The organism is Gemmatirosa kalamazoonensis (assembly GCF_000522985.1).
Taxonomy (GTDB): domain Bacteria; phylum Gemmatimonadota; class Gemmatimonadetes; order Gemmatimonadales; family Gemmatimonadaceae; genus Gemmatirosa; species Gemmatirosa kalamazoonensis.
Genome location: NZ_CP007128.1, coordinates 2,533,197 through 2,557,768 on the forward strand (window position 1 = coordinate 2,533,197; position 24,572 = coordinate 2,557,768).

Below are 24,572 nucleotides of genomic sequence, written 5' to 3' on the forward strand. Positions count from 1 at the left end.
CGCGCCGGCCCGCGGCGTATGGTAGCCGCGCCATGTCCACGCGGCTCGACGTCCGCCCGCCCGCGTACAGCCCCGCCGCCGACGACGAGGCGGCGGTCGCGCGCGAGACCATGCGGCGGGTGAACCGGCGGCTCCTCCCGCTGCTGTTCGCGCTGTTCGTCTGCAACTACGTCGACCGCACGAACGTCGCCATGGCCGCGCTGCAGATGAACCGCGACCTGCACTTCAGCGGCACCGCATACGGGCTCGGCACCGGGATCTTCTTCCTCGGCTACGCACTGTTCGAGGTGCCGAGCAACCTGATGCTCGCGCGGATGGGGGCGCGGCGGTGGATCGCGCGGATCGTGATCTCGTGGGGCGTGGTGGCGTCGGCCATGATGCTGGTGCGCACGCCCGCGCAGTTCTACGCGTTCCGCTTCCTGCTCGGCGTCGCCGAGGCGGGGTTCTTCCCCGGGATCGTGTACTACCTGAGCCTCTGGTACCCCGCGGCGCAGCGCGGGCGCGCGCTGTCGCGGTTCGTGATCGCCGCGCCGCTCGCCGCCGCGTTCGGGAACCCGGCGAGTGCCGCGCTCCTCGCGCTCGACGGCCGGCTCGGGCTGCGCGGCTGGGAGTGGGTGTTTCTCGTCGAGGGGATCCCGTCGGTGGTGCTCGGCGTCGTCGTGCTCGTCGTGCTCACCGACCGGCCGGAGCAGGCGCGCTGGCTCGACGACGCGCAGCGTGCGTGGCTCGCCGAGCAGCTGCGGCGCGACGACGAGGGATCCACCGCGCCGCACGCGACGTCGCCGCTGCGCGCGCTGATGCACCCGGTGGTGTGGTCGCTCGCGGTGGTGTACCTGCTGCGCCTCACGACCGGCTACGCGTACCTGTTCTGGGCGCCGACGATCGTGCGCGACGCGCTCGGCGCGAGCGCGGCCGCGACGGGCCTCATCACCGCGGGCGTCGCCTGCCTCGCGGCGGGCGGGCAGCTCGTGGTGGGGCTCAGCTCCGACCGCACGGGCGAGCGGTGGCTCCACGCGGCCGGCTGCGTGGTGGTGAGCGCGATGGGGTGCCTCGGCGCCGCGCTGCTGCCGTCGCCGCTGCTGCAGGTGGCGGCGCTCGCGCTCGTGCACGTCGGCGAGCAGTCGTTCAGCGTCGCGTTCTGGTGCCTGCCATCGACGCTCCTGCGCGGCGCGGCGGCAGCGGCGGGCATCGCGGCGATCAACTCGTTCGGGAACCTCGGCGGCTTCTTCGGCCCGTACCTCACCGGTGCGATCCGCGACGCGACGGGCAGCGCGCGCGGCGCCTTTCTGGTGCTGGCGCTCCCCGCGCTGCTCGCCGCGGCGCTGTGCATGGTGCTGCGCCGACGCCTCGCACCGGCGCCGCGTTAGGCGGCCGCCGGGTCAAGACCGCGCGACGAGCCGGGCGCCTAACAGGAACGCCAGGGCCCCCGCCGCGCACACGCCGCCCACGATGAGCGACGCGCGGAAGCGTCCCTCCGCGTCACCCGTCACGCGCCCGTCGGCCGGCGACGTCCGCGGGTAGCGCACGGCGAGATGCGCGCCCACCCGCCGCGGCCGATCGGATGTCGTCGTCTCGCGCGCCTCGTACGACTGCCTGCCGACCTCGTACGCGACCACCGCTCTGTAGACCGTATCGTCGCCGCGTCCCTCGGAGTCGACACGCACGACGCGTCCGTCGACGGAGGGCCAGCCGGCCATCGATCGCATCGCGCGCCGCTCGGCCAGCGCGCCGCGGAAGCCGCCGAGCGCGAGGAGCGCGAGGAACAGCGTCGCGCCGGCGAGGAGGACCACGGCGACGCGGTCGTCCATGCGTCGGCGTCCGCCCGTGATGCGCGTGCGGGTCGCGCCCGGCACGACGTACGGCGCCGCGAGCCGCGTGCGGCGCGCGTCGTCGGCGTCCACGCGCTCGGCGGGCGGCACCTCGACGGTGATCTCCTCGAGCCGCCCCGCGCTGAACCAGAGCGAGAGCCCATCGTCGGTGAACTCGAGCCACGACTCGCCCGCGGGGTCGCCGCTCCACGCGCCGCCATGCAGTCCCATGCGCTCGGCGATCGCGGCGACGTCGTCGCGCGTGCCGCCGATGACCGACGCGCCGCCGAGCCGCACGTCGGCACCGCTCGCGTCGACGGACGTGAGCCGCCACGCGCCGCGCACCGCCTCGAACGTCAGCGACAGCCCGCGCTCCAGGTAGTACCAGATGGAGCAGTTCGGGTCGTCGTTCGTCTCCTCGGGCGGCCCGACGAGCGACAGGACCCGATCGGGCCCCATCCCCAACCGCAGGTCGCCGACACCGCCGCGTGGCTCGATGGTCGACGTGTCCATGAAAGGTCCGCAGCCGCGATCAACGCGCCAGGTCTCTGACTGCCCCCGCCAGCATCCGCACGCGCGCCGAGTCGGTCACCGTCGCGGTGTCGCGGTCGAGCTGCGTGGCGAGCTGCGTGAGCGCGGTGCGGCGTCCGGCGCCGGCGAGCGACTCGGCGCGGCCCAGCGCGGCGCGCACCCGCGTCGACCACGCGCGCGGCGTGCCGGCCTCGCGGTCGAGCTGATCGAGGTACGCACGCGCGACGTGGAAGCTCGGCGGCCACACGATCTTCGTCTGCAGCTGCGGGTTCAGGACGTCGGTGTGCACGAGCTTCGCCGCCTCGATCTCGTCGCGCGACAGCATCGGGCCCGGCGTCAGCTCCAGCAGGTCGAGGCCGCGCGCCATCTCGGTGCCGAACAGGTGGCCGTTGTACCAGTACGCCGCCCAGAAGCCGCCGACCTTGAGCGAGTCGCCGCGCAGCGGGCCGCGGTCGAAGAACGCGATCTCCTTCGGCTGCGCGGGATCGGTGAAGTCGAACACCGACATGCCGCCCTGATACCAGCCCTGCGCCATGATGTCGCGTCCCGGTACCGGGATCAGCGTGCCGTTGTGCGCGACGCAGTTCTCCACGCTCGTCTGCGCGACCGGCAGCTTGTAGTAGCCGGCCATCGTCATCGTCGTGCCGTTGACGTTGAAGATCGCGTCGGCGCCCCACTGCGGCCGGTCGGTCGAGCGGCAGCGCGGCTGCGTCCCGCCGCCCCACTCGTCGGTGAACAGCACCTTCGTGCCGTCGTTGTTGAACGTGGCCGAGTGCCAGAACGAGAAGTTCGGGTCGCTCACCTCGCCCACACGGCGCGGCGCCGACGGGTCGCGGATGTCCAGCAGGAGCCCGTTCCCCGCGCACGCGCCCGCGGCGAGGCCGATCTCCGGGTACACCGTGATGTCGTGGCAGCGGCTCGTCTCCGACAGCACGTGCATCGAGTCGGTCGTGTCGCGCTTCTGCAGCCCGGCGATGCTGCCGCCTTCGGCGAAGATGCGCGGGTTCGCCACGATGCGCGCGTCCTGCGGATGGGAGAGCGGCACCTTGATGACGTCGATCCGGAACAGCGACGTGTTCGGATCCTGGTCCGGTGCCGCGTTCGAGCAGCCCGCCAGCTCGCTCGGCGACCGCACGACGCTCGTGCCGGAGACGAACACGTACACGTCGTTCGGGTCGTTCGGATCGGGGACCAGCGTGTGCGTGTGCGACCCGCGGCACGTCTGCACCGCGGCGACCTGCTTCGGGTGCGCGACGTCGGTGATGTCGAAGATGCGCACGCCGCGGAACCGCTCCGCGCTCACCGTGTCGGCGACGCCCTGGCCGCCGCAGTCGAGACGACCGCGCGTCTCCTCCACCGAGTAGAAGAGCAGGTTGCCGAGCACCGAGACGTCGCCCTGGCCGCCGGGGCAGGCGAGCGTGCCCTTGAGCGTCGGCTTGCTCGGCGTCGTGATGTCCCACACCTGGATGCCGTTGAAGCTCCCCTGGAACACGAGGTTCCCCTTGAACGCGAGGTCGGAGCTCCAGTAGTGCGGGTCGCCGACGTCGGCCGGGTTGTAGAACCCTTCGGGGCGGTCGACGTGGCCGACGAGGCGCACACCGCGCGCGGCGACGCCGGCGTCCTTCCAGCCGGGGCGCAGGTTCACGCGCGGGTCGGCCGTGTCGCCGCGCGCGGACGAGGGGACCTTGGTGACGCGCGGCGCGTCCTGCGCGCGCGCGGCGCTGGCGGACGTTGCGGCGAGGACGGGAAGAACGGCCAGGACGAGGTACGGTCGGAATCGCATGGGGGAGTCCGGGAGACGGCCTAACGGTTCGGCAGCGCGGCGAGCAGCGCGCGCATGCGCGCGATCTCGGCCCGCTGGTCGGTGTCCACGTCGGAGGCGAGCTGGAACACTGCCGGCTCCTGCGCGGCGCCCTTCGACGCGAACAGCTGTGCCACCATCGTGAGCGCGCCCTCGTGGTGGCGGATCATGTACGTGAGGAACAGTCGGTCGAACGCGGCGCCGCGCGCGGCGCGCAGCGAGTCCATCTGCGCGGGCGTCGCCATGCCGGGCATCATGGCCATCGCGGCGCTCGAGTCGTGCGTCATGCCGGGCATGCCCGGCATGTCCTTCATGGCCGCCACGTCGTGGCCGGCGTGCGCGTCGAGCGGCGGCACCGTCTGGTGGTGCGCGGACAGCCACCGCTGCATCGTCGCGATCTCGTCGTGCTGCGACACGTCGATGCGCTCGGCGAGCAGCTTCATGTCGTCGCGCGTGCTGCGCGACGGGACGAGCGCGGCCATCTCGATCGCCTGCGCGTGATGGCCGATCATCCCCTGGAGGAAGCGCACGTCGGCGGCGTTCGGCGCCGTCTGGGCGTCCGACGACCGCGCGAGGGTGAGCGCGACCGGCAGCGCGACCCGGCGGAGGAAGCGTGCGGTGATCTTCGGCATGTAGAGAAGCTAGCCACGCCGCAAGCGGGTAGCGACGGGTGCGCCCCGGGCGCAGAATTGCGCGCGTGTCCCTACAGCCTCTGCTCGATCTCTCGCTCGTCGGCCGCGCCGGCGCCCCCGCGCTCGACGACGCCACCGTCGGCCCGCCGCGGACGCTCACGTTCGGCGACGTCGACGCGCGCGCGAACGCGGTGGCGCGGCTGCTTCGCGCGCGCGGCTTCGCGGCCGGCGACCGGCTCGCGTTCTTCCTGCCGAACCGCGTCGAGGTGCTCGACCTCTACCTCGCGTGCGTGCGGCTCGGCGTGATCGTCGTGCCGATGAACGCGCTGTACAAGGAGCGCGAGGTCGCGCACCTCGTGGCCGACTCGGCGCCGAAGGTCGTCGTCACCACCGCCGATCGCGCACCGCTCCTGCCCGCCGGCACGCCGTGGTGGGACGTCGCGTCGCTCGCCCGCGAGGCTGCCGAGCACGCGGGGGAGCGGGTGGCCGTCGCGATAGACGGCGACGCGATCGCGGCGCTCGTCTACACCTCGGGCACGACGGGGCGCGCGAAGGGCGCCATGCTCACGCGCCACAACCTCGCGGCGAACGCGGTCGCGCTCACCACCTGCTGGCAGATCACCGCCGCGGACCGCTACCTCGCCGTGCTGCCGCTGTTCCACGTGCACGGCCTCGCGAACGGCGTGCACTGCTGGCTCGCGAGCGGCTGCCGCATGCGCCTCGAGGAGCGGTTCGACGCCGCGCGCGCCGGGGACGTGCTGCGCGCGTTCCGCCCGACGCTCGTCTTCGGCGTGCCGGCGGTGTACGTGCGGCTGCTGGAGCTGGACGAGGCGACGGCGCGCGACATCGGATCCCACGCGCGGCTGTTCGTCTCCGGCTCCGCGCCGCTCCCCGCGCACGTGCACGCGGCGTTCGAGGCGAGGTACGGGCACCGTATCCTCGAGCGCTACGGCATGAGCGAGACGCTGATGACGATCGGCAACCCGTACGCGGGCGAGCGCCGCGCGGGCTCGGTCGGCTTTCCGTTCCCGGGAACCAGCGTACGCATCCTGGATCCCGACGGCGCCGAGGTGCCTAACGGCACGACCGGCGAGCTGTGGGTCCGCGGGCCCACGGTGTGCGCGGGCTACTGGAACCGACCCGACGCCACCGCGGCGGCGTTCGTCGACGGCTGGTTCCGCACCGGCGACCTCGGCGAGCGCAGCGACGACGGCTACTTCACGCTGCGCGGACGCGGCACGGACCTCATCATCTCCAGCGGCTTCAACGTGTACCCGCGCGAGATCGAGGACGTGCTGCTCGAGATCCCGGGCGTGCGCGAGGCCGTGGTGGTCGGCGCGCCGCACGAGCGGAAGGGGGAGGTGCCGGTGGCGTACGTCGTCGCCGACGACCCGTTCGACGCCGACGCGCTGCGCGCCGAGTGCGCACGGTCGCTCGCGTCGTTCAAGGTGCCCGTCGCCGTCGTGCGGCTCGACACGCTGCCGCGCACCGCGCTCGGCAAGGTGCAGAAGCACCTGCTGCCGTCCGCCGAGGGCGTCGCGCGGTGAGCGGCGCCGCGTGGGCGCTCGCCGCGCTCGTCGGCGCGATCATCCTCTCGCTCACGTCGCGCGTCAACGTCGGCGTCGTCGCGATCGCGCTCGCGTGGCTCGCCGGCACGTTCGGCGCGGGGCTCAAGCCCGATGCGGTGCTCGGCGGCTTCCCGGGCGCGCTGTTCGTGACCCTGCTCGGCGTCACGCTGCTGTTCGCGGTGGCCGAGGCGAACGGCACGCTCGCGGCGCTCGCGGCGCGGCTGGTGGGTCTCGCGCGCGGCGACGGGCGCGTGCTGCCGTGGCTGCTGTTCGCCGGCGCGGCCGCGCTGTCGTCGCTCGGCCCGGGCGCCGTGCCGACGGTGGCACTCGTCGCGCCGTTAGGCATGGCGGCCGCGCTGCGCGCCGGCGTGTCGCCGTTCCTCGCCGCGCTCATGGTGTGCAACGGCGCGAACGCGGGGAACCTGTCGCCGGTGAGCGCGGTCGGCGTGGTGGCGAACGGCATCCTCGCGCGCGCGGGGCTCGGCGGGCACGCGGTGAAGCTGTGGCTGTGGAACGCCGCCGCCCACGCCATCGTCGCCGCGGCGGCGTACCTGCTGCTCCGTCCGCGCGCGGCCACCGCGACTGCCGATGAGGCGCCGCCCGCGGAGTACGCGGCGCTCGGCCGCGCGGCGTGGCTCACGCTCGGCGCGATCGCGCTGTGGGTGGTCGGGCTGCTCGCGTGGCACTGGCCGCTCGGTCCCAGCGCGTGCGCGGCGGCGGCGCTGCTGATCGCGGCGCGGGCGGCGGACGAGACGAGCGCGTTCCGGCGGGTGCCGTGGGGCGCGATCACGATGGTGTGCGGCGTGTCGCTGCTCGTCGCGCTGCTCGAGAAGACCGGCGGCATGCCGCTGTTCGCCGCGCTGCTCGCGCGCCTCGCCACGCCGGCCACGCTCGACGGCGCCATCGCCCTCGTGACGGGCGCGATCTCCACGTGGAGCAGCACGTCGGGCGTCGTGATCCCAGCATTCCTCCCCACGGCGCACGAGCTCGTGCGACAGACCGGCGGCGGCGACCCGCTCGCCGTGTCGCTCAGCATCGCCGTCGGCTCGCACCTCGTCGACGTCTCGCCGCTCTCCACGCTCGGCGCGCTCTGCATCGCGACGCTCGCCGACCCGGCCGCGGCGCGCGCGCTGTTCCGGCAGCTCATGACCTGGGGCCTCTCGATGATCGTCGTCGGCGCGGTGCTCTGTCAGCTCGCGGTGCCGTGGGTGGTGCGTCTGTGATCGACGTGCGGCGTCGCGCCGTTTCGGAGTACCACTGCCGGCATGGCTTCGCGAGAGGTCGACACGCGGATCACGCGGATCGCGCGGATAGGTCGACGACGGGAGGCGAGAACCAATCCGCGCGATCCGCGCGATCCGCGTTCCGCGGCGACGCAACCGTGACGCACGAGGAGCCGTGAGCGCCCGCGACGATCTCTGCGACCTGACCGCCGTCGACCTCGCGGCAATGATCCGCCGCCGCGAGGTGTCGGCGCGCGAGGTCGTCGACGCGCATCTCGACCGCATCGGGCGCGTGAATCCCTCCGTGAACGCGATCGTGACGCTCGTGCCCGAGCGCGCGCGGCGCGACGCCGAGCACGCGGACGCGGTGTCGAAGCGCGGCGGGACCGTGGGGGCGCTGCACGGCGTGCCCGTGGCGCACAAGGATCTCCTCGACACGGCCGGCATCCGCACCACCTACGGCTCGCCGCTGTTCGCGCGGCACGAGCCCGACACCGACGCGCTCATCGTGACGCGCATGCGCGCCGCGGGAGCGATCACGCTGGGCAAGACGAACGTGCCGGAGTTCGGCGCCGGGTCGCAGACGTTCAACCCCGTGTTCGGCCCGACGCGCAACCCGTACGACCTCACGAGGACGTGCGGCGGCAGCAGCGGCGGCGCGGCGGTGGCGCTCGCGTGCGGCATGGTGCCCATCGCCGACGGCAGCGACACCGGCGGCTCGCTCCGCAACCCGGCCGCGTTCTGCAACGTCGTGGGACTCCGCCCGTCGCCCGGCCGGGTGCCGGGCGCGCCGGGGACCTGGTCGCCGCTCACCGTCGGGGGGCCGATGGCACGCACGGTGGCCGACGCCGCGCTGCTCCTGAGCGTCATCGCGGGCCCCGACGCGCGCCATCCGCTGTCGATCGACGAGTCGGGCGCGCACTTCCATTTCCCGTTAGGCCGCGACGTGACCGGCCTCCGCGTCGCGTGGTGGCGCGGCCTCGGCGGCGTGCCGTTCGAGCCGGAGATCCGCCGCGTCGTGAACGAGAGCCGCGCGGTGTTCGAGTCGCTCGGCTGCGTGGTGGACGAGGCCGAGCCCGACTTCGCCGGCATCGACGACGCGTTCCTCACGCTGCGCCACCTCGCGTTCCACGCCGAGTACGCGCCGCTCGCCCGCGCGCACCCGGAGCTCGTCAAGGACACCGTGCGCTGGGAGATCGCGGAGGCGGAGCGGCGCACGAGCGCGGACGTGGCACGCGCGCTCGCGCGACAGGCGCGGCTCTACGACGACGTGCGCCGCTTCTTCGAGCGGCACGACTACTTCGTGCTGCCCGTGACGCAGGTGGCGCCGTTCGACGTGTCCGTGCCGTACCCCACGGTGATCGACGGGACGCCGATGGCGACCTACGTCGACTGGATGCGGTCGTGCTGGTACGTCTCGTTCATGGCGTGCCCCGCGATCTCCGTCCCCGGTGGCTTCACCGCCGACGGGCTGCCCGTGGGCCTGCAGATCGTCGGCCGCCACCGCGGCGACTGGGGGCTGCTGCAGATCGCCCACGCGTTCGAGCAGGCGACGGGGCACGGGAAGCGGCGACCGCCGGTTGTCACCTCGCCCCCGACCGGTAGATCGTGACCGCCGTGTCGTCGTACACCACGCGCCGGCCGCCCGCCGGCAGCTCGTGCGTGCGCTCGTGCTCCACCGCGAGCACCCGCGCGAAGCGCCGCTCGAACCAGTGGTCGATCACGCGGTCGAGCATGCGCGATCCGTACGGCGGGTCGACGAACGCGAGGTCGTAGGCGTCCACGTCGAGTGCCGCCGCGAACGGTAGCGCGTCGCGCTTGAAGATGCGTGTGCGGTCGCGGAGTCGCAGTGCGGCGACGTTCGCGCGCAGCGCGTGCAGGCTCGCCGGGCGGAACTCCACGAAGTCGGCGCTCTTCGCGCCGCGCGAGATCGCCTCCAGGCCGAGCGCGCCCGTGCCGGCGAACAGGTCGAGCACGCGCGCGTCGCGCACCGCGTCGCCCAGGAGATCCAGCAGCGCGGCGCGCACGTGCTCCGCCGTGGGACGCACGCGGAAGTCGTTCGGCGACGTGAGGTCGCGCCCCGCGAACTTGCCGCCGACTATGCGCACCGACGGGCCTTACGGGTTCGACAGCTTGCGCAGCGCGTTGGGCCGCACGAACGCCGCCGGCGGGTTGTGCGCCGTGGCGAGGTCGTAGGCCTTCTGGTACAGCGCCCGCGCCCGCGCCGCGTCGCCGCGCTTCTCGAACGTCGCGGCGAGCAGGTAGTGCATGAACGGGTCGTTCGCGTTCCCCGGGATGACGAGCGCGCGCATGAGATCCGTCTGCGCCGTCGCGAGGTCGTTCGTGTACAGCGCGACGTAGCCCGTGAGGTACGGGAAGAATCGCTCCTGCTGCCGCGCCATCGCGCTGTCGGCGTCGAGGATCTTCCGCGCCGCGGCGACGTGCTGCATCGCCTCGTCGCGTCGCCCGCGCCGCGCCGCGAGCCGCGCCAGCGCATGCTCGGTGCGGTACTCCCACAGGCTCGCCGGGTGCGTCTTCGGCTCCGGCTCCTTCAGCCCGAGCTCGCGGCCGAGTCGGTACATCCGCTCCGCCTCGTCGAGGTTGCCCGCGTCGATGCAGACGCGCGCCGCCTCGTTCGCCATCTCGCCTTCCTGGTAGAACGCGTTCTGCGGCTCCGCCCGCTCGCGCGTCCGCCAGTAGTCGATGACCATGCGCTCGTACTTCACCGTGTTCGCGCAGTCGCCGCCGAACGCGTACGACATCGCCATCGCGCGCTGCGCGGCGGCCCTCGCCGCAGGGTCGGCGGCCGAGTCGATCACCTGCTGGAACAGCGTGCGCGCCTCGGCCGTCTTCCCCTCCATGTCGAGGCGCGACGCCTCGCGCATGCGCGGGTTGCCGCCGGGCTGCGCGGCGGCGACCGCCGGGATGGCGAAGACGACGAGCAGAGCGTGACGGGTGCGTCGCATGGGGGCCATGAGTTGTCGTCCGCAGATTACGCAGATTCCGCAGATTAGCTTCTCTCCAGCAAGGGAGACAGCATCTGCGCAATCTGCGAAATCTGCGGACAACATAATGAGCACGTCCTTTCACGAGCGTCCGCGCTTCCCGCGCGGCTTCCGCTGTGCCAGTCGTAACGTCGGCCTGAAGCCCCAGGCCAAGGACCTCGCGCTGTTCGCGAGCGACGTCGATGCCGCCGCCGCCGCGGTCTTCACGCGCAATCACTTTCCCGGCGCTCCCATCATCCTCGGCCGCGAGACGATCCGCGGCGGCGTGCTGCGGGGCGTCGTCGTGAACAGCAAGGTGTCGAACGTCGCCACCGGCGCCGCCGGCGTGGAGAACGCGCGACGCATGGCCGCCGCCGCGGCGAGCGAGCTGGGGACCGCTCCCGACCGCGTCCTCGTGAGCTCCACCGGCGTGATCGGCGTGCGGCTGCCGATCGAGAAGATTGAGGCCGGCATCCGCGGCATCGCGGCCGAGCTGCAGGACGATCCGCTCGTCGGCGCCGAGGGGATCATGACGACCGACACCTACGCGAAGGCGCTCTCGGCGAGCGTCGGCGAGGCGACCATCACGTGGGTCGCGAAGGGCTCCGGCATGATCGAGCCGAACATGGCCACGATGCTCGCCTACGTCTTCACCGACGCCGCGCTCGACGCGCCGACGCTCGACCGTCTGCTGCGCGACGCCGTCGCCGTCAGCTTCAACATGCTCTCCGTCGACGGCGACACGAGCACGTCCGACACCTGCGCGATCCTCGCGAACGGACGCGCCGGCGCGGTGGACGAGCGCGCGTTCCGCGACACGCTCGTCGCCGGCTGCGTGCGCATGACCGAGCTGCTCGCGCGCGACGGCGAGGGCGCGGAGCATCTGCTGCGCGTCACCGTGCGCGGTGCGAAGGACGACGCCGACGCCCGACGCATCGCGAAGTCGATCGTGAACTCGCCGCTCGTGAAGACGATGGTCCACGGCGCCGACCCGAACGTCGGCCGGCTGCTCATGGCGGTCGGCAAGTGCTTCGACTGCACCGTCGATCCGTCGCGCACCGACGCGTGGATCAACGGCCACCAGGTCGTGCGCGGCGGCACGCGCCTCGACTTCGACGACGCGGTCGTGCGCGACGCGCTTTCCGTCGAGAACGTCGACCTCGAGATCGCGCTCGGCGTCGGCGACGCGACGGCGACCGCGTACGGGTGCGACCTGACGAAGGGGTACATCGAGGAGAACGCGGCGTACTACTCCTCGTGACCCAAACCGCGGTTCCGATACAGCGGTTCCGATACGGCGGTTCTGATGTGGCGGGAGGGGCGGCTACGGCGGGCCTAACGAGCGGGGCGGACCGGCGGGGCCGGACGGCGGCGTGTCGCTCGTTCGGCCCCGCGGCACGAGCCCCGCTGGTCAGCCCCGCAGCATCCGCCCCTCCCGCCGTTCCAGAACCGCCGTTCCAGAACCGCCGTATCAGAACCGCCCTTCAGGAATCCCTCAGCGCCCTGGCCGGCGCGATCCCGGCGACCCGCCGCGCCGGCACGTAGCACGCCGCCAGCGCCACCACGCCGAGCCCCGCCGCGACCGCGCCGAGCGTGAGCGGGTCGAACGGCGACACGCCGACGAGCGCGCCGCGCAGCGCCGTGCCGGCGAGCCAGATCCCCGGCACGCCGACGAGCAGCCCGAGCACGAGCAGCGTCGTCCCCTCGCGCACGACGAGCCACAGCACGCGCCGCTCGCCGGCGCCGAGCGCGAGCCGCACCGCGAGCTCGTGGTGCCGGCGGCTCACCGCGCCCGCCACGACGCCGAACAGCCCCATCGCCGCGAGCAGCAGCGCGCCTAACGAGAACCCCGCGATCAGCGTCGCGCTCAGGCGCTGCTGGCGCAGCGCGTCGTCCACCACGCGCTGCATCGGGCGCACGTCGGCGATCGCGAGCTGCGCATCGACGCGATGCACCGCGGCGCGCACGTCGGGCACGAGCGCCTCCGGCGCGCGGTCGCCGCGCAGCACGTACGACAGCGTGTTGAACGGGCCGTCCTCGTCGCGCACGTACACCTGCGAGCGGCCGTCCTGGTAGACGTCGTACTGCCGCGCGTGCTCCACGACGCCGATCACCGTGAACGTGTCGGTGTCGGAGAGCCGGATGCGCGCGCCGACGGGCTGCCCGTTCGGGAAGAACGTCTGCGCCAGCGTGCGGTCGATCACCGCCTCGCGCGTGCCCGGCCGCCACGACGCGCCGAACGCGCGTCCCGCGAGCACGCGGATCCCCATCGTCTCGAAGTAGCCCGCGCGCGCGCGCATGTAGTCGACGAGCGGGAAGTCGTGGTCGTTCACTCCCGTGTTGCCGGGCGCGCCCGGGAACGACACCGGCCCCTGGTCCGCGTTCGCCGTGAGCGGCAGCGCCGACGTGGCGCTCGCCGAACGGACGCCCGGGATGGCCGACAGCTCGCGCTGCAGCCGCTCGTGCATCTCGCGCACGACGGTGTCGTTCGGGTAGCGCGCCGCGGCGAGCGGCACGCGGAGCGTGAGCACGCCGTCGGCCACGAACCCCGGCTGCGCGCGCAGCAGCCGGTCGAGGCTCCGCGCCACGAGGCCGCCCGTCGCGAGCAGCACGAGCGAGAGCGCCACCTGCACCACCACCATCGCGCGACGCATCGGCCCGTGTCCGCCGCCGCCGCCGCGCACCGCCGCGTTGCGCAGCAGCGCGTGCAGCCGCGTGCGGCTCGTCCACACCGCCGGCACCGCGCCGGCGAGCAGCCCGAGCACCGCGCCGACGCCGACCACCACCGCCGCGATTCGCCAGTCCACGGCGATCGTGTCGCGGCGCGGCAGCGTCTCCGGCGCGAGCGCGACGAGCACGCGCGTGCCCCACACGGCGCCCAACGCGCCGAGCGCGCCGCCGACGGCGCCGAGCAGTCCGCCCTCGAACAGCGTCGCGCGGGCGAGCGCGAGGCGGTCGGCGCCGAGCGCGCGGGCGATCGCGAACTCGCGCTCGCGCTGCGACGCCCGCACGAGCAGCAGCGTCGCCATATTCACCGCCAGCACGAGCACGAGCACGACGCCCGCCATGCCGAGCACCACGAGCGCCGGCCGCGACTCCGCCACGAGGTCCGGCTTCACGCCGACCGCCCACAGCTTCAGCCCCCGCTTCGAGAAGTCGCGCTCGTTCACCATCCGGCCGACCGACGCGACGGCGGCCTGCAGACGCTCCGGGGTCGTCCCCGGCCGCGCGCGCACGAGCCCCGCGAACGAGCCGTTGCCGGGGTTCTGCGTCGCGAGGTCGTAGTTGAACGTGATGTATGCCGCGCCGCCCTCCGGCTTCCCGAGGCTCGCGTGCCGCACGAACCGGAAGTCGGGCCCCATGACGCCGATGACGGTGAACGCGAAGCCATCGAGCCGGATCTCCTTGCCGAGGATCGCGCGGTCGCCGCCGAAGCGCGTGCGCCACAGGTCGTTCCCGAGCACGACGAGCGGCGGGCGTCCCTCACCGGCCTCGTTCGGCGCGAACACTCGGCCGAGGGCGGGGCGCGCACCGAGCAGCGAGAACAGGTTCGGCGACGAGATGAGGATCGGGATCTCCATCGGGTCGGCGCCGTCGCTCGTCGTCAGCGTGCGCATCGCGCGGCGGATCCCCGCCACGTCGGCGATCGGCCCGCCGGACTTCTGCAGCGCGGCGACGTCCGTGCCGCCGAGCCACCCGCGCTCGAGCGGGATCCACGTGTAGTTGCGCCACACGTAATAGAGGTCGTCCGGCCGATCGTACGGCAGCGGCGCGACGAGCACCTTGTCGACCACCGTGTACACGACGGCGAACGCGCCGAGCCCCACGGCGAGGGTACCCAACATCGACAGCGCGAACGCGGGCGCGCGCACGAGCCGGCGCACCACGCGCTGCGTGTCGCGCCCCCAGTTGCCGTTCCGCCGCCACGCCACCGCGGGACGCAGCCGCTCCGCGACGCCGTTGCGCGCGGCGTCGGCCAACGCGCGCGTCCAGAACCACGCGACGGCCGCCCCCCCACGCGCGACGGCGGCGCGGTGCCGGTCGAGGTACGTCTCCACGACCGCGTCGCCCATCTCGTCGCGGAAGTCCGCCGGGTAGACCCGGAGCAGTCGCCGGATCCAGTGCTCGGCGCTCATAGGGCGCCCGCCTCGAGCAGGCCGCCGACCATCGCCGCGCGCGCGAGCCCCGCCATCCGCGCCGCCTCGGCTCTCGCCACCCGCAGGCCGAGCGCGGTGGCGCGGTAGTAGTGTCGCCGCTCGTCGCCCGCGTCCGGGGCGCGTCGCTGCGCGGCCTCGTCGATGAGCCCCTGGTCCTGCATGCGGCGGAGCGCGCGATACAGCGTGCCGACGTCGGGCGCCGCGTGAAGGCCGCGCGCCTCCGCGTCCTGGATGATCCCGTAGCCGTGCCGCTCTCCCGCGGCGAGGCTCAGGAGCACGTCGAACTCCACGGGGCGGAGCGGTAGGAACCGCTCCACCGGCAGGTCGCGATCCATGGAACCCTGGGACCGGGTATATGCGTGACGCTAATATGCGTGGCGCATATATGCGGGCCGCAGCGTGGGCGGTCAAGAGTGGCTGTTCGTGTTCTAACCGCAGAGGACGCAGAGGGCCGCAGAGGAAACCAACAAGAATCGGCTCTTCTCTGCGGCCCTCTGCGTCCTCTGCGGTTCAATGAAAGAAGCAGCTCGCCGAGTTCTCCGCGCCTCCGCGCGAGCCTACCGCAGCACCGAGATCGGATCCGCCCGCGTCGCCCGCCTGACGGGTGCGAGCAGCGCGATCGCCGCGCAGAGCACGAGCGTCCCCGCCGCCGCGCCGAGCGCGATGGGGTCGAACGGCGGCACGCCGTAGAGCAGGCCGGCGAGCATGCGCGACACGGCGACGACGCCCAGCGCGCCGAGCGCGAGGCCGGCGGCCATGTACGCGGCGCCCTGGCGCAGCACCGTGGCCGCGATCCCACCGCGGCTGGAGCCGAGCGCCACGCGCACGCCGAACTCGCGCTCGCGCGCCGCCGTCATCGCCGCGAACATCGCGTACACGCCGACCGACGCGAGCACGAGCGCGAGGGCGCCGAACGCGCTCATGAGCACCACGGGCAGGCGACGTCCGGCGAGTCGCTCGTCGACGATCGCGCGCAGCGGGCGTGGGTCGCGGAGCGGGAGCGACGGGTCGAGCGCGGCGAGCGCCCGCTGCGCCGGCTTCACGAGCGCCGTCGGATCGCCCGTGGTGCGGAGCAGGAAGTCGCGGCCGCCCCACAGGAAGTCCTGCCGGTTCGTCGCGTACGCCATCGGGCCGGGCGCCGGCAGCGCGGGATCGACGCGCACGTCGCGCACGACACCGACCACGATGCCCCACCGCTGCGCCGTGTGCGGGCTCACCCGGATGCGTGCGCCCAACGGGTCGCTGCGCGGCCAGTAGCGGCGCGCCATCGTCTCGCTCACGACGATCGCCGGCGGCGCGTCGGGCCCGTCCTGCGCGTCGAACGTGCGGCCGCGCGCGAGCCGGATGCCCATGAGCGCGAAGTAGTCGTCCGACACCGCCATGTACGGGATGAACGTCGGCCCGTCGCCGGGGAGCGTCACGCCGTCGATCCTCAGCATGTTCGCGCTCATCGTCGGCGACGGGATCTGCGTCACGCTCGCCACGGCGCGCACGCCGGGGAGCGCGCCGAGCCGCTCCTCGAGCTGCCGGAAGAACGACGCCCGCGCCTCCGGGGTGCCGTACGTCGACGCCGGGAGCTGCACGCGCGCGGTGAGCACGCCGTCGGGAGTGAAGCCGAGCGGCGCGCCCGCCATCGCGCGCAGGCTGCGGACGAGCAGCCCGGCGCCGGCGAGCAGGCTGAGAGCGAGCGCGATCTGCCCCGCCACGAGCACGCCGCGCAGCCGACGCGACCGATGCCCCTCGCTCGTGCCGCGCGTCTCGTCGCGCAGCGTGCCCTGCGGCTGCCAGCGGCCCGCCATCACCGCCGGGGCGAGCCCGAACAGCACGCCCGTGACGAGCGCCGCGAGCAGCGTCACCGCCACCGCACCGGCGTCGAGCGACAGGTCCGCGTACGGCGGCAGGGCGGGGAGCGCGAGGCCGCGCAGCACCGCCAGCCCGGCGGTGGCGAGCAGCAGCCCCACCGCCGCGCCGCCGAGGGCGAGCACCATGCTCTCCGTGAGGAGCTGGCGCACGAGCCGCCCGCGCCGAGCGCCGAGCGCGATGCGCACCGCGAACTCCTTGCGGCGCGTGATGGTGCGCGAGAGCAGCGCGCCCGCGAGGTTCGCGCACGTGATGAGCAGCACGAGGCCGGCGCTCGTCATCAGCGTGACGAGCGGCGTGCGCGTCTCGCCGACGAGCGAGTCGCGCAGCGGCACCACCACGAAGCCGCGTCCGCGCTCGGTGTCGGGATGCTCGCGCGCGAGCTCCGACGCGAGCCGGTCCAGCTCCCGCTGCGCCGACTGCGGCGTCGCGCCGCGCGCGAGCCGGCCGACGATGCTGAGGTAGTTCTGCGCGCGGCCGAGCGACGGATCGCGCTGCGCGGCGCGCAGGTCCATCGGGAACACGATGTCGGCGTCGCCCATCGGTCCCACGAAGCCGCGCGGCAGCACGCCGACCACGCGCGTGAGCTGCCGCTCGATGCGCAGCGAGCGGCCGATCACACCGGAGTCGCCGGCGAACTCGCGCTGCCACGCGGCGTGGCTCAGCATCGCCACGTTGGCCTGCCCGTCCTCCTCGCCGAGCGTGCGGCCCAGCGCGGCGGGCACGCCGAGCGTGGAGAAGAAGCCGCCCGCGACCGACGCCGCCGTCAGCGTGCGGGCGCCCGTCTCGTCCGCGTACGCGACGTCGAACGTGCCGAAGTTGAACACCGCGAGTCCCGCGAACGAGCGCGCGCGCTCGGCGATGTCGCCCACCACGCCGGGGCTCGTCGACGAGCGGTCCAGCTTCGAGGCGTCGAAGCGCGAGAACACCTGCACGAGCCGACGGCCGTCGCGGTACGGCAGCGCGTCGAGCAGCACCGACTTCACGACGCCGAACACGGCGGCGTTCGCGCCGATGCCCAGTGCGAGGGTGACGACGGCGAGCAGCGAGAACAGCGGCGCGCGGCGGGCGGCGCGCACGCCGTGGCGGACGTCCTGCCGCAGGTCGTCGAGCCAGTCGCGGCGGCCGGCGGCGCGGCGCTCCGCGGACAGGAGCTCGGTGCACTCGGAGCGGACGCCCTCGAGATCGCCGAGGCGCGCGAGGGCAGCCGTGCGGGCGGCCTCGGGCGACATGCCGCGCGCCACGTAGTCGGCGACCCGCCGCTCGATGTGGAACGCCAGCTCGTCGTCGACTTCGGCGCGGGCAGGACGGGAGAAGGGAATGCGCGGCGACATCGATCACCTCGCCCAGCTCGGGGCGGTCGTGGAGGTGACCGCCTGGTTCACGGCGGCGGCGAACCGCTGCCAGCCGGTGGTCTGCTCCTGGTACTCGCGGCGCCCGTCGGGGGTGAGGGCGTAGAACTTCGCCTTGCGGTTGTTCTCCGAGGTGCCCCACGCGCCGGTGATCCACCCCTTCCGGGTCATGCGGTAGAGGGCAGGGTAGAGCGACCCCTCCTCCACGCGGAGGACGTCGCCGGTGGCGGTCTCGATCCAGCTCGCGATCCCGTAGCCGTGCATCGGCCCCCAGGACAGCGTCTTCAGCACGAGCAGCTCGAGGGTGCCCTGGAGCAGGCCGGAGTCCTTCGCGAACACGTGACGCCTCCCGGTACGGGGTGGTCTACGGATTCGGCGCGCCGCGCCGTCTTTCCCTATGCGGGTCTAAGGGAGAAGGTGACGCTGGTCCCTTAGACGCGCAAGGGGAAAGAACGGTTGCGCCCGCCTGCCCCATTCTTACGTTGCGTTGGCTCGCACCCCCGCCGCACGCGCCGCCGCGCCGCGGGGGCCCCCGTCTCGAGGCTCTCGTCATGAGTATGCGCTCTCTCCTCCGCTCCGTCGTGCCGGTCGTCTGTGTCGGCGCGCTCGCCGCCGGACCGCTCGCCGGATCGCTTCACGCGCAGGTCCAGCAAGGCACCATCGCCGGCCGCGTCACCGATGCGGCGTCGGGCCAGCCCATCGCGAGCGCCCAGCTCCAGGTCGTCGGCACGAACGCCGGCACGATGACGAACGCGGACGGGCAGTTCACCATCCGCAACGTGGCCGCCGGCACCTACGAGGTCCGCGCCCTCCGGGTCGGCTTCGCCGAGCAGAAGCAGTCGGTGCGCGTCACCACCGGCGCGACGGCCACGGCGAACTTCCAGATGCACGCCGTCGCGACGACGCTGACCCCGGTCGTCACCACGGCCACCGGCGAGCAGCGCCGCGTCGAGGTGGGGAACGCGGTCGCGCAGGTGAACGTCGCCGACGTCGTGTCGACGCAGGCGGTCTCCAACATCGCCGACGTCCTCGCCGCCCGCACCGCCGGCGTGCTCGTGACGCCGCCGACGCAGGTCGGCGCCGGCACGCGCTTCCGCATCCGCGGCACCAGCTCGCTGTCGCTCACGAACAACCCGATCTTCATCGTCGACGGCATCCGCGTCGAGGGAACGACGGGCTCGTCGAGCGTCAGCGTCGGCGGCACCACGCCGTCGCGCGTGAACGACCTGAACCCGGAAGAGATCGAGAACATCGAGATCATCCGCGGCCCCTCGGCGTCCACGCTGTACGGCACCGATGCGGCGAACGGCGTCGTCGTCATCACGACGAAGAAGGGCGTCGCCGGCCGGCCGCAGTGGACGTACTACACGGAGCAGACGGCCGTCCAGGATCTGAACGACTATCCCACCGCGTACTGGGGCTGGCGCACCGGCACGACCGCCGGGACGACGTCGTCGCCGTCCAACACGGTGCAGTGCTTCCTCACGCAGACGGTCTCCAACGTCTGCAAGCAGGACAGCGTGACGAGCTTCAATCTCGCACACGACAAGGACGCGACGCCGTTCGGCACGGGCTACCGGCAGCAGCACGGCCTGCAGCTCCGCGGCGGCTCCGACGCGCTGCGCTATTTCGTCCACGGCGAGTACGAGTCCGAGGACGGGCCCACGAAGGTCCCCGAGTTCGACCAGCGGTGGCTCGCCGCCCGCGGCCTCACGCTGCGCGATCGCGACAAGAATCCGAACGCGATGACGCGCATGACGGCGCGCACGAACCTCAACCTCTCGCTGCCGCGCAACCTCGACCTCGCGCTGAACGCGGGCTACACGTCGGAGGATCTCTTCCTCCCGATGAGCGACGACTCCGGCACGCTGGGCATCGCCGCCAACACGTACGGCGGCCCGGGGTTCAAGTACAACCTGAACGCCGCCGGTGACACGCTGTTCGGCTGGCGCCAGTTCGTCCCGCACGACGTCTACCAGACGGAGACGACGCAGGGGATCGAGCGGCTCATCTCCTCGGCGAGCGCGAACTGGCGCCCGGAGTCGTGGCTCGCGCTCCGCTCGAACTTCGGCCTCGACTACACGAACCGCCTCGACACGCAGCTCTGCCGCTTCGGCGAGTGCCCCGAGCTCACGGCGGCCGACCGCCAGGGCTACAAGACGGACAACCGCTCGAACTTCTTCATCTACACGCTCGACGCGGCGGGCACGGCGACGAAGTCGCTGACGTCGACGCTCGAGTCGAAGACGACGGTCGGCTTCCAGTTCTACCGCAACCTGTTCGACCGCAACGGCTCCGACGGCCGACCGCTGCCGCCGGGCGCCGTGACCGTCACCGCCGGCGCCGTGAAGGCGGCCGACGAGGCGACGACGGAGAGCCGCACGTTAGGCGGCTTCGTCGAGCAGAACCTCGCGTGGCGCGACCGGCTGTTCGTGACCGGCGCCGTGCGCTCCGACCGCAACAGCGCGTTCGGCGCGAACTTCAAGACGGTCTTCTACCCGAAGCTCTCCGTCTCGTACGTGCTCTCCGAGGAGCCGGGGCTGCACATCCCGGCGTTCTTCAACCAGCTCCGCTTCCGCAGCGCGTACGGCGCGTCGGGCGTGCAGCCGGGCACGATCGACGCGCTGCCGTACTTCTCCGCCGGCCGCACGCTCGGCGAGAGCGGCGAGCAGCCCGCGGTGCTGTTCCAGACGGCCGGCAACCCGAACCTCAAGCCCGAGCGCTCCACGGAGCTCGAGGTCGGCCTCGACGCCACGTTCTGGAACAACCGCATCAACACCGAAATCACGTACTACAACAAGACGTCGCGCGACGCGCTCATCAGCCGCGTCGTGCCGCCGTCGGCGGGCACCGGCTCGACGACGCGCCTCGAGAACCTCGGCGAGGTGCGCAACGCGGGCTGGGAAGGGCTGCTGAACGCCACGCTCGTGCAGCACGCGCGCTTCGGCTGGGACGCGACGCTCACCGCGTCGGCGAACCGCAACCGGCTCGTGAGCCTCGGCGGGCTGCCGAACATCGTCTCCAGCTCCACGAGCCAGCAGCGCGAGGGCTACCCGCTGAACGGCTGGTGGTCGCGCCGCCTGATCAGCTGGGACGACAAGGACGGCAACGGCATCATCACGTACAACGCGAACCCGGCGCTGAGCGAGATCGTCGTCGGCGACACGGCGGAGTACCACGGCTACTCGATCCCGAAGATCGAGATGTCGCTGACGAACGGCGTCGACCTGTTCTCGCGCCGGCTGCGGCTCGCGGCGATGGTCGACTACAAGGGCGGGCATCTGATCTACAACAACAGCGAGCGCATTCGGTGCGCGAGCCGCAACAACTGCCGCGGTCTGATCGACAAGACGGCGCCGCTGTGGGAGCAGGCGCGCGTGGTGGCGGTGCGCGAGCACCCGAGCCGCACGGTGGCGGGCTTCTTCGAGCCGGGCGACTTCGTGCGCCTGCGCGAGGTCTCGGCGACGTTCAGCGCCTCGCCGGCGCTCGCGTCGCGCATCCGTGCGCGCAGCCTGGGCCTCACGGCCGCGGTGCGCAACGCGGGCATCCTGTGGACGCGCTACACGGGCGTCGACCCGGAGGCGTTCGGCACCACCGGCGACGCGCCGTCGTCGTTCCAGGCGTTCGCCCCGCCGACGTACTTCTCGCTCCGCCTGAACGTGGGCTTCTGATCCTCCCCGCCTAACATTCTCTCCATGCTTCGATACATCACGGCCCGTCGCCTCCTGCCGCTGGCGGCGCTCGCCTTCGCCGGGTGCACGTCGACCGGCGAGATCCTCTCCGTCACCGATCCGGACATCATCAACCCGACGGACGTGCAGTCGGCCGCCGGCGCGAACGCCGTGCGCCTCGGCGCGCTCGCCCGGCTGAACGTCGCGACGTCGGGGGGCGAGAGCCTGTTCCTGCTCGGCGGGCTGTTCGCCGACGAGTGGCTGAACGGCGACTCGTTCATCGCGCGTCAGGAGATCGACCAGCGGGTGGTGACGAGCGAGAACAACTTCCTGCGCGACGCCAACTACGCGCTGCACCGTGCGCGCGTCGGCGCGATCCAGGCGGTCGACCTGCTGAAGCAGTTCGCGCCCACCGCGCCCGGGTGGCAGCCGGCGGAGATGTACTTCGTGCAGGCGTACACCGAGGTCCTGCTGGCCGAGCATCTCTGCTCGGGCATCGTGTTCAGCGACGTCGTGCACGGTGAGGACAACTACGGCAGCCCGATGTCGACGACCGACGCGTTGAACCGCGCGCTCGCGCACGCCGACTCCGGGCTCCGCCTCGTCACCGGCACGACGGCCGACGACAACCGCGTGAAGTACGCGCTCCAGGTCACGAAGGGGCGCATCCTACTCGACCTCGGCCAGTACGCGGCCGCGGCGGCGGCGGTGACCGGCGTGCCGACGAACTTCCAGTACGTCATGCGGCACTCGCAGGCGACGAACGACAACCAGTTCTGGGCGTTCAACAACAACGCGCGGCGCTACACGCTCGGCAACGGCGATGGCGGCGGGATCAACTTCGCCGCCGCGGCCGACCCGCGGCTCCCGTCGTGCGTGGGCGGCGACGCGGCGTGCCGCGCGATCGGCGTGACGTCGGCGACGCGCGACGACCTCGGTCGCCCCATCACGGTGCAGATGCTGTGGACGACGCGCGACGCGTCGGTGGCGATCGTGAGCGGCGTCGAGGCGCGGCTCATCGAGGCCGAGGCGCAGCTGCAGGGCAACAACGCGTCGGGCGCGCTCGCCACGCTGAACGCGCTGCGTGCGCCGACGGGTGCGGGCAGCGGCGGCGTCGCCGGCCTGCAGCCGCTCACCGACGCCGGCAGCGCGGCGGCGCGGGTGGATCAGCTCTTCCGCGAGCGCGCGCTGTGGCTGTTCGGCACGGGCCACCGCACGGGCGACCTGCGGCGCCTCATCCGCCAGTACGGCCGTCCCGCGACCGTCTTCCCGACGGGCACGTGGCAGGCGGGCCTCGGCGTGAAGTCGGGCAACTACGGCACCGACGTCACGCTCCCGATCCCGCAGGCCGAGCAGAACAACCCGAACGTCGCCGGCAAGAGCGCGTGCCTCGATCGGAACGCGTGAGCCGTTAGGCGGCCGGTCGTCGCCCGCAGCGTCGGTGGCGCAGGCGGGGACTGGCTTGCCTGTTGATTGAACCGCAGAGGGCCGCAGAGGGCCGCAGAGGACTGCCTCTTTGTATTGAACCACAGAGGACACGGAGGACACGGAGGAGAACCACTCTTGTTGGTTTCCTCCGTGTCCTCTGTGTCCTCTGTGGTTCAACAGCAGTTGCCGTTCTCTGCGGCCCTCTGCGTCCTCTGCGGTTCAATTCAAGAACGCACTGCTCCCCGTCCGCCGCGTGAGGCCCGACAGCAGGGCCGGGATCCAGATCCACGCCAGCCACGCCGCGCGCTCGGGCCACGACAGCGCGCGGCAGAGGAGCCACAGGCGCACGAACAGCTCGTCCATCGGCGAGGCGAGCGAGCCGCCGGGGACGACCGAGGCGCGGCGCTCGATCACCTGCACGGCGGCGCGTCCGCGCGCGCGGATGGCGGCGCGGATCGCGCGGTCGAGCGCGTCGGGCGAGAGGGCGCGCCAGCCGGGGATGCGCAGTACGCTCCACGCGACGGCGTTGCGCGCCCACCCGTGGTCGTCCGAGCCGGCGAGCAGCGCGAGGTGCAGCGAGTCGGCGAGCGCCACGACCGCGCGCCGCTCGCGGTCGCTCTGCTCCAGCCCGCGCGGCGACCCGTCGGACAGCTCGATCGCGTGCAGCCCATCGGTCGGGCGCACGCGGTCGAGGTGCGCCGGCAGCGTGAGGAGCAGCACGCGCTCCGTCGAGCGATCGGGCGCGAGCGCATCGGCGTGCAGCTCGCCGTCGGCGTAGGCCAGCGAGTCGGCGGGGCCGGTGCCGAGGACGTCGAGGTGCTGACCGCGGCGCCGCACCTCCACGCCGGTGAGCAGCACCGTGCCGTCGCCGGCGCGGCGCGGGTTGGCCGCCGCCGCGGCCGCGGCGCTCGCGAACGTCGCGTGGTCGGTGACGTACGCGACGTCGAAGCCCGCCGCGGCGTGCCACGCGCGGTTCGCCGCCGCCGTGTAGTCGCGGCGCCCGTCGTGCGACGCGTCGGTGTGGCTGTGGAAGTCGACCGCCACCGCGTCGGGGTCGCGCAGCACGAGCCGCGGCACGGGGCGGGGGAGCAGCACCGCCGCCACGTAGACCGCCAGCGGCGCGGCGACGGCGGCGAGCGCGCGGAGCCCCAGCCGCCTAACGCCGTTGGGCGCCCCGTCCCGTCCGGACATCCACAGCGCGCCGGTGGCGAGGAGGCTGAGCACGAGCATGTAGTGCGCGTGCACGGGCAGCCCGGCGATCGCGTCGGCGAGCGCGCAGAGCGGCGCGAGCGCGACGTACGGGGCGGGGAGCACGAGCGTCGCGCCGGGCACCGGCGCGCCCGTCACGGCGTCGTGGACGGCGGGCACCGGGGCGAGCGCGCCGACGGCCAGCGCCGCCGTCGCGAGCGCGGCGGCGCGGGTCGTTAGGCGGCCGGTCGGCATCGCGCGGCTCCGGGAACGGGTCGGGAGGGCATCCGCGCAATCTGTCGCGCGCCCTCCCCGGCGGAAGGCTAAATGGCGTTCACGGGGTGCGGCCGGCGACGTATCTTCGCCGGC

At 73.2% G+C, this 24,572-nt stretch carries 17 protein-coding genes; 7 read left to right on the forward strand and 10 right to left on the reverse strand.

The features are described from left to right. Window positions 1–32: 32 nt before the first annotated feature. Window positions 33–1,367: an MFS transporter gene (locus J421_RS11005; RefSeq protein ID WP_025411230.1), complete on the forward strand. Its 1,335-nt coding sequence runs from the start codon at window positions 33–35 to the stop codon at window positions 1,365–1,367. Between the two features lie 12 nt (window positions 1,368–1,379). On the opposite strand, the gene J421_RS11010 is transcribed toward J421_RS11005, so the two are convergent. From J421_RS11010 to J421_RS11020, 3 genes are read right to left on the reverse strand one after another with little or no spacing between them, the layout of a single operon-like run. Continuing rightward, window positions 1,380–2,321 carry a DUF3592 domain-containing protein gene (locus J421_RS11010; protein WP_025411231.1) on the reverse strand — a complete coding sequence of 314 codons (942 nt, stop codon included), beginning with the start codon at window positions 2,319–2,321 and terminating at the stop codon, window positions 1,380–1,382. Window positions 2,322–2,340: 19 nt separating this feature from the next. Continuing rightward, window positions 2,341–4,122 (reverse strand): LVIVD repeat-containing protein, encoded by a 1,782-nt coding sequence (locus J421_RS11015; RefSeq protein WP_025411232.1) that lies wholly within the window; start codon window positions 4,120–4,122, stop codon window positions 2,341–2,343. A 20-nt stretch (window positions 4,123–4,142) separates the two neighbouring features. Further along, window positions 4,143–4,772, reverse strand: coding sequence for a DUF305 domain-containing protein (locus J421_RS11020; protein WP_025411233.1), 630 nt, complete (start codon window positions 4,770–4,772; stop codon window positions 4,143–4,145). Window positions 4,773–4,837: 65 nt separating this feature from the next. Here J421_RS11020 and J421_RS11025 point away from each other — a divergent pair, with 65 nt between their 5' ends. From J421_RS11025 to J421_RS11035, 3 genes are all read left to right on the forward strand, one after another. Continuing rightward, complete coding sequence (locus tag J421_RS11025) at window positions 4,838–6,319, forward strand: class I adenylate-forming enzyme family protein (protein WP_025411234.1); 1,482 nt, start codon at window positions 4,838–4,840, stop codon at window positions 6,317–6,319. Further along, window positions 6,316–7,563, forward strand: coding sequence for an SLC13 family permease (locus J421_RS11030; RefSeq protein ID WP_025411235.1), 1,248 nt, complete (start codon window positions 6,316–6,318; stop codon window positions 7,561–7,563). Before J421_RS11025 ends, J421_RS11030 begins: the two co-directional genes overlap by 4 nt. Window positions 7,564–7,789: 226 nt before the next feature. After that, a complete protein-coding gene (locus J421_RS11035) occupies window positions 7,790–9,175 on the forward strand; it encodes an amidase (protein ID WP_343123347.1) in 1,386 nt (461 codons plus the stop codon). Here the strand turns inward: J421_RS11035 and J421_RS11040 are convergent. Together J421_RS11040 and J421_RS11045 are read right to left on the reverse strand one after the other, a co-directional pair. Beyond that, entirely contained in the window at window positions 9,147–9,671 is a 525-nt protein-coding gene (locus tag J421_RS11040; protein ID WP_025411237.1) for an RsmD family RNA methyltransferase, read from the reverse strand. The genes J421_RS11035 and J421_RS11040 overlap by 29 nt on opposite strands. Window positions 9,672–9,680: 9 nt before the next feature. After that, the gene (locus J421_RS11045; protein ID WP_025411238.1) at window positions 9,681–10,529 is read right to left on the reverse strand and encodes a hypothetical protein; all 849 of its coding nucleotides are present in this window, start codon (window positions 10,527–10,529) and stop codon (window positions 9,681–9,683) included. A gap of 106 nt (window positions 10,530–10,635) precedes the next feature. Here J421_RS11045 and argJ point away from each other — a divergent pair, with 106 nt between their 5' ends. Beyond that, window positions 10,636–11,808, forward strand: coding sequence for a bifunctional glutamate N-acetyltransferase/amino-acid acetyltransferase ArgJ (argJ, locus tag J421_RS11050; protein ID WP_025411239.1), 1,173 nt, complete (start codon window positions 10,636–10,638; stop codon window positions 11,806–11,808). A gap of 223 nt (window positions 11,809–12,031) precedes the next feature. On the opposite strand, the gene J421_RS11055 is transcribed toward argJ, so the two are convergent. The 4 genes from J421_RS11055 to J421_RS11070 form a co-directional block, all read right to left on the reverse strand. After that, window positions 12,032–14,683: an ADOP family duplicated permease gene (locus J421_RS11055; RefSeq protein ID WP_025411240.1), complete on the reverse strand. Its 2,652-nt coding sequence runs from the start codon at window positions 14,681–14,683 to the stop codon at window positions 12,032–12,034. After that, window positions 14,680–15,039, reverse strand: coding sequence for a PadR family transcriptional regulator (locus J421_RS11060; RefSeq protein WP_025411241.1), 360 nt, complete (start codon window positions 15,037–15,039; stop codon window positions 14,680–14,682). The genes J421_RS11055 and J421_RS11060 overlap by 4 nt, the downstream gene beginning before the upstream one ends. 222 nt (window positions 15,040–15,261) lie before the next feature. Further along, window positions 15,262–17,898 (reverse strand): ABC transporter permease, encoded by a 2,637-nt coding sequence (locus tag J421_RS11065; protein WP_025411242.1) that lies wholly within the window; start codon window positions 17,896–17,898, stop codon window positions 15,262–15,264. Between the two features lie 3 nt (window positions 17,899–17,901). After that, a complete protein-coding gene (locus tag J421_RS11070) occupies window positions 17,902–18,255 on the reverse strand; it encodes a PadR family transcriptional regulator (RefSeq protein WP_025411243.1) in 354 nt (117 codons plus the stop codon). 218 nt (window positions 18,256–18,473) lie between these two features. On the opposite strand from J421_RS11070, the gene J421_RS11075 reads away from it, so the two are divergent. Together J421_RS11075 and J421_RS11080 are read left to right on the forward strand one after the other, a co-directional pair. Then, window positions 18,474–21,587 carry a SusC/RagA family TonB-linked outer membrane protein gene (locus J421_RS11075; protein WP_025411244.1) on the forward strand — a complete coding sequence of 1,038 codons (3,114 nt, stop codon included), beginning with the start codon at window positions 18,474–18,476 and terminating at the stop codon, window positions 21,585–21,587. A 24-nt stretch (window positions 21,588–21,611) separates the two neighbouring features. Continuing rightward, entirely contained in the window at window positions 21,612–22,994 is a 1,383-nt protein-coding gene (locus J421_RS11080) for a RagB/SusD family nutrient uptake outer membrane protein (protein WP_025411245.1), read from the forward strand. A 240-nt stretch (window positions 22,995–23,234) separates the two neighbouring features. On the opposite strand, the gene J421_RS11085 is transcribed toward J421_RS11080, so the two are convergent. Next, window positions 23,235–24,458, reverse strand: coding sequence for a PHP domain-containing protein (locus J421_RS11085; RefSeq protein WP_025411246.1), 1,224 nt, complete (start codon window positions 24,456–24,458; stop codon window positions 23,235–23,237). Between the last annotated feature and the right edge of the window lie 114 nt (window positions 24,459–24,572).

Excerpts from the sequence above, each read along its gene's own strand:
- J421_RS11005 (WP_025411230.1), top strand. The coding sequence starts at position 33 with ATGTCCACGCGGCTCGACGTCCGCCCGCCCGCGTACAGCCCCGCCGCC.
- J421_RS11010 (WP_025411231.1), bottom strand. The coding sequence starts at position 2,321 with ATGGACACGTCGACCATCGAGCCACGCGGCGGTGTCGGCGACCTGCGG.
- J421_RS11055 (WP_025411240.1), bottom strand. The coding sequence starts at position 14,683 with ATGAGCGCCGAGCACTGGATCCGGCGACTGCTCCGGGTCTACCCGGCG.
- J421_RS11085 (WP_025411246.1), bottom strand. The coding sequence starts at position 24,458 with ATGCCGACCGGCCGCCTAACGACCCGCGCCGCCGCGCTCGCGACGGCG.
- J421_RS11015 (WP_025411232.1), bottom strand. The coding sequence starts at position 4,122 with ATGCGATTCCGACCGTACCTCGTCCTGGCCGTTCTTCCCGTCCTCGCC.
- argJ (WP_025411239.1), top strand. The coding sequence starts at position 10,636 with ATGAGCACGTCCTTTCACGAGCGTCCGCGCTTCCCGCGCGGCTTCCGC.
- J421_RS11045 (WP_025411238.1), bottom strand. The coding sequence starts at position 10,529 with ATGCGACGCACCCGTCACGCTCTGCTCGTCGTCTTCGCCATCCCGGCG.
- J421_RS11060 (WP_025411241.1), bottom strand. The coding sequence starts at position 15,039 with ATGGATCGCGACCTGCCGGTGGAGCGGTTCCTACCGCTCCGCCCCGTG.
- J421_RS11065 (WP_025411242.1), bottom strand. The coding sequence starts at position 17,898 with ATGTCGCCGCGCATTCCCTTCTCCCGTCCTGCCCGCGCCGAAGTCGAC.
- J421_RS11035 (WP_343123347.1), top strand. The coding sequence starts at position 7,790 with ATGATCCGCCGCCGCGAGGTGTCGGCGCGCGAGGTCGTCGACGCGCAT.
- J421_RS11020 (WP_025411233.1), bottom strand. The coding sequence starts at position 4,772 with ATGCCGAAGATCACCGCACGCTTCCTCCGCCGGGTCGCGCTGCCGGTC.
- J421_RS11080 (WP_025411245.1), top strand. The coding sequence starts at position 21,612 with ATGCTTCGATACATCACGGCCCGTCGCCTCCTGCCGCTGGCGGCGCTC.
- J421_RS11075 (WP_025411244.1), top strand. The coding sequence starts at position 18,474 with ATGCGCTCTCTCCTCCGCTCCGTCGTGCCGGTCGTCTGTGTCGGCGCG.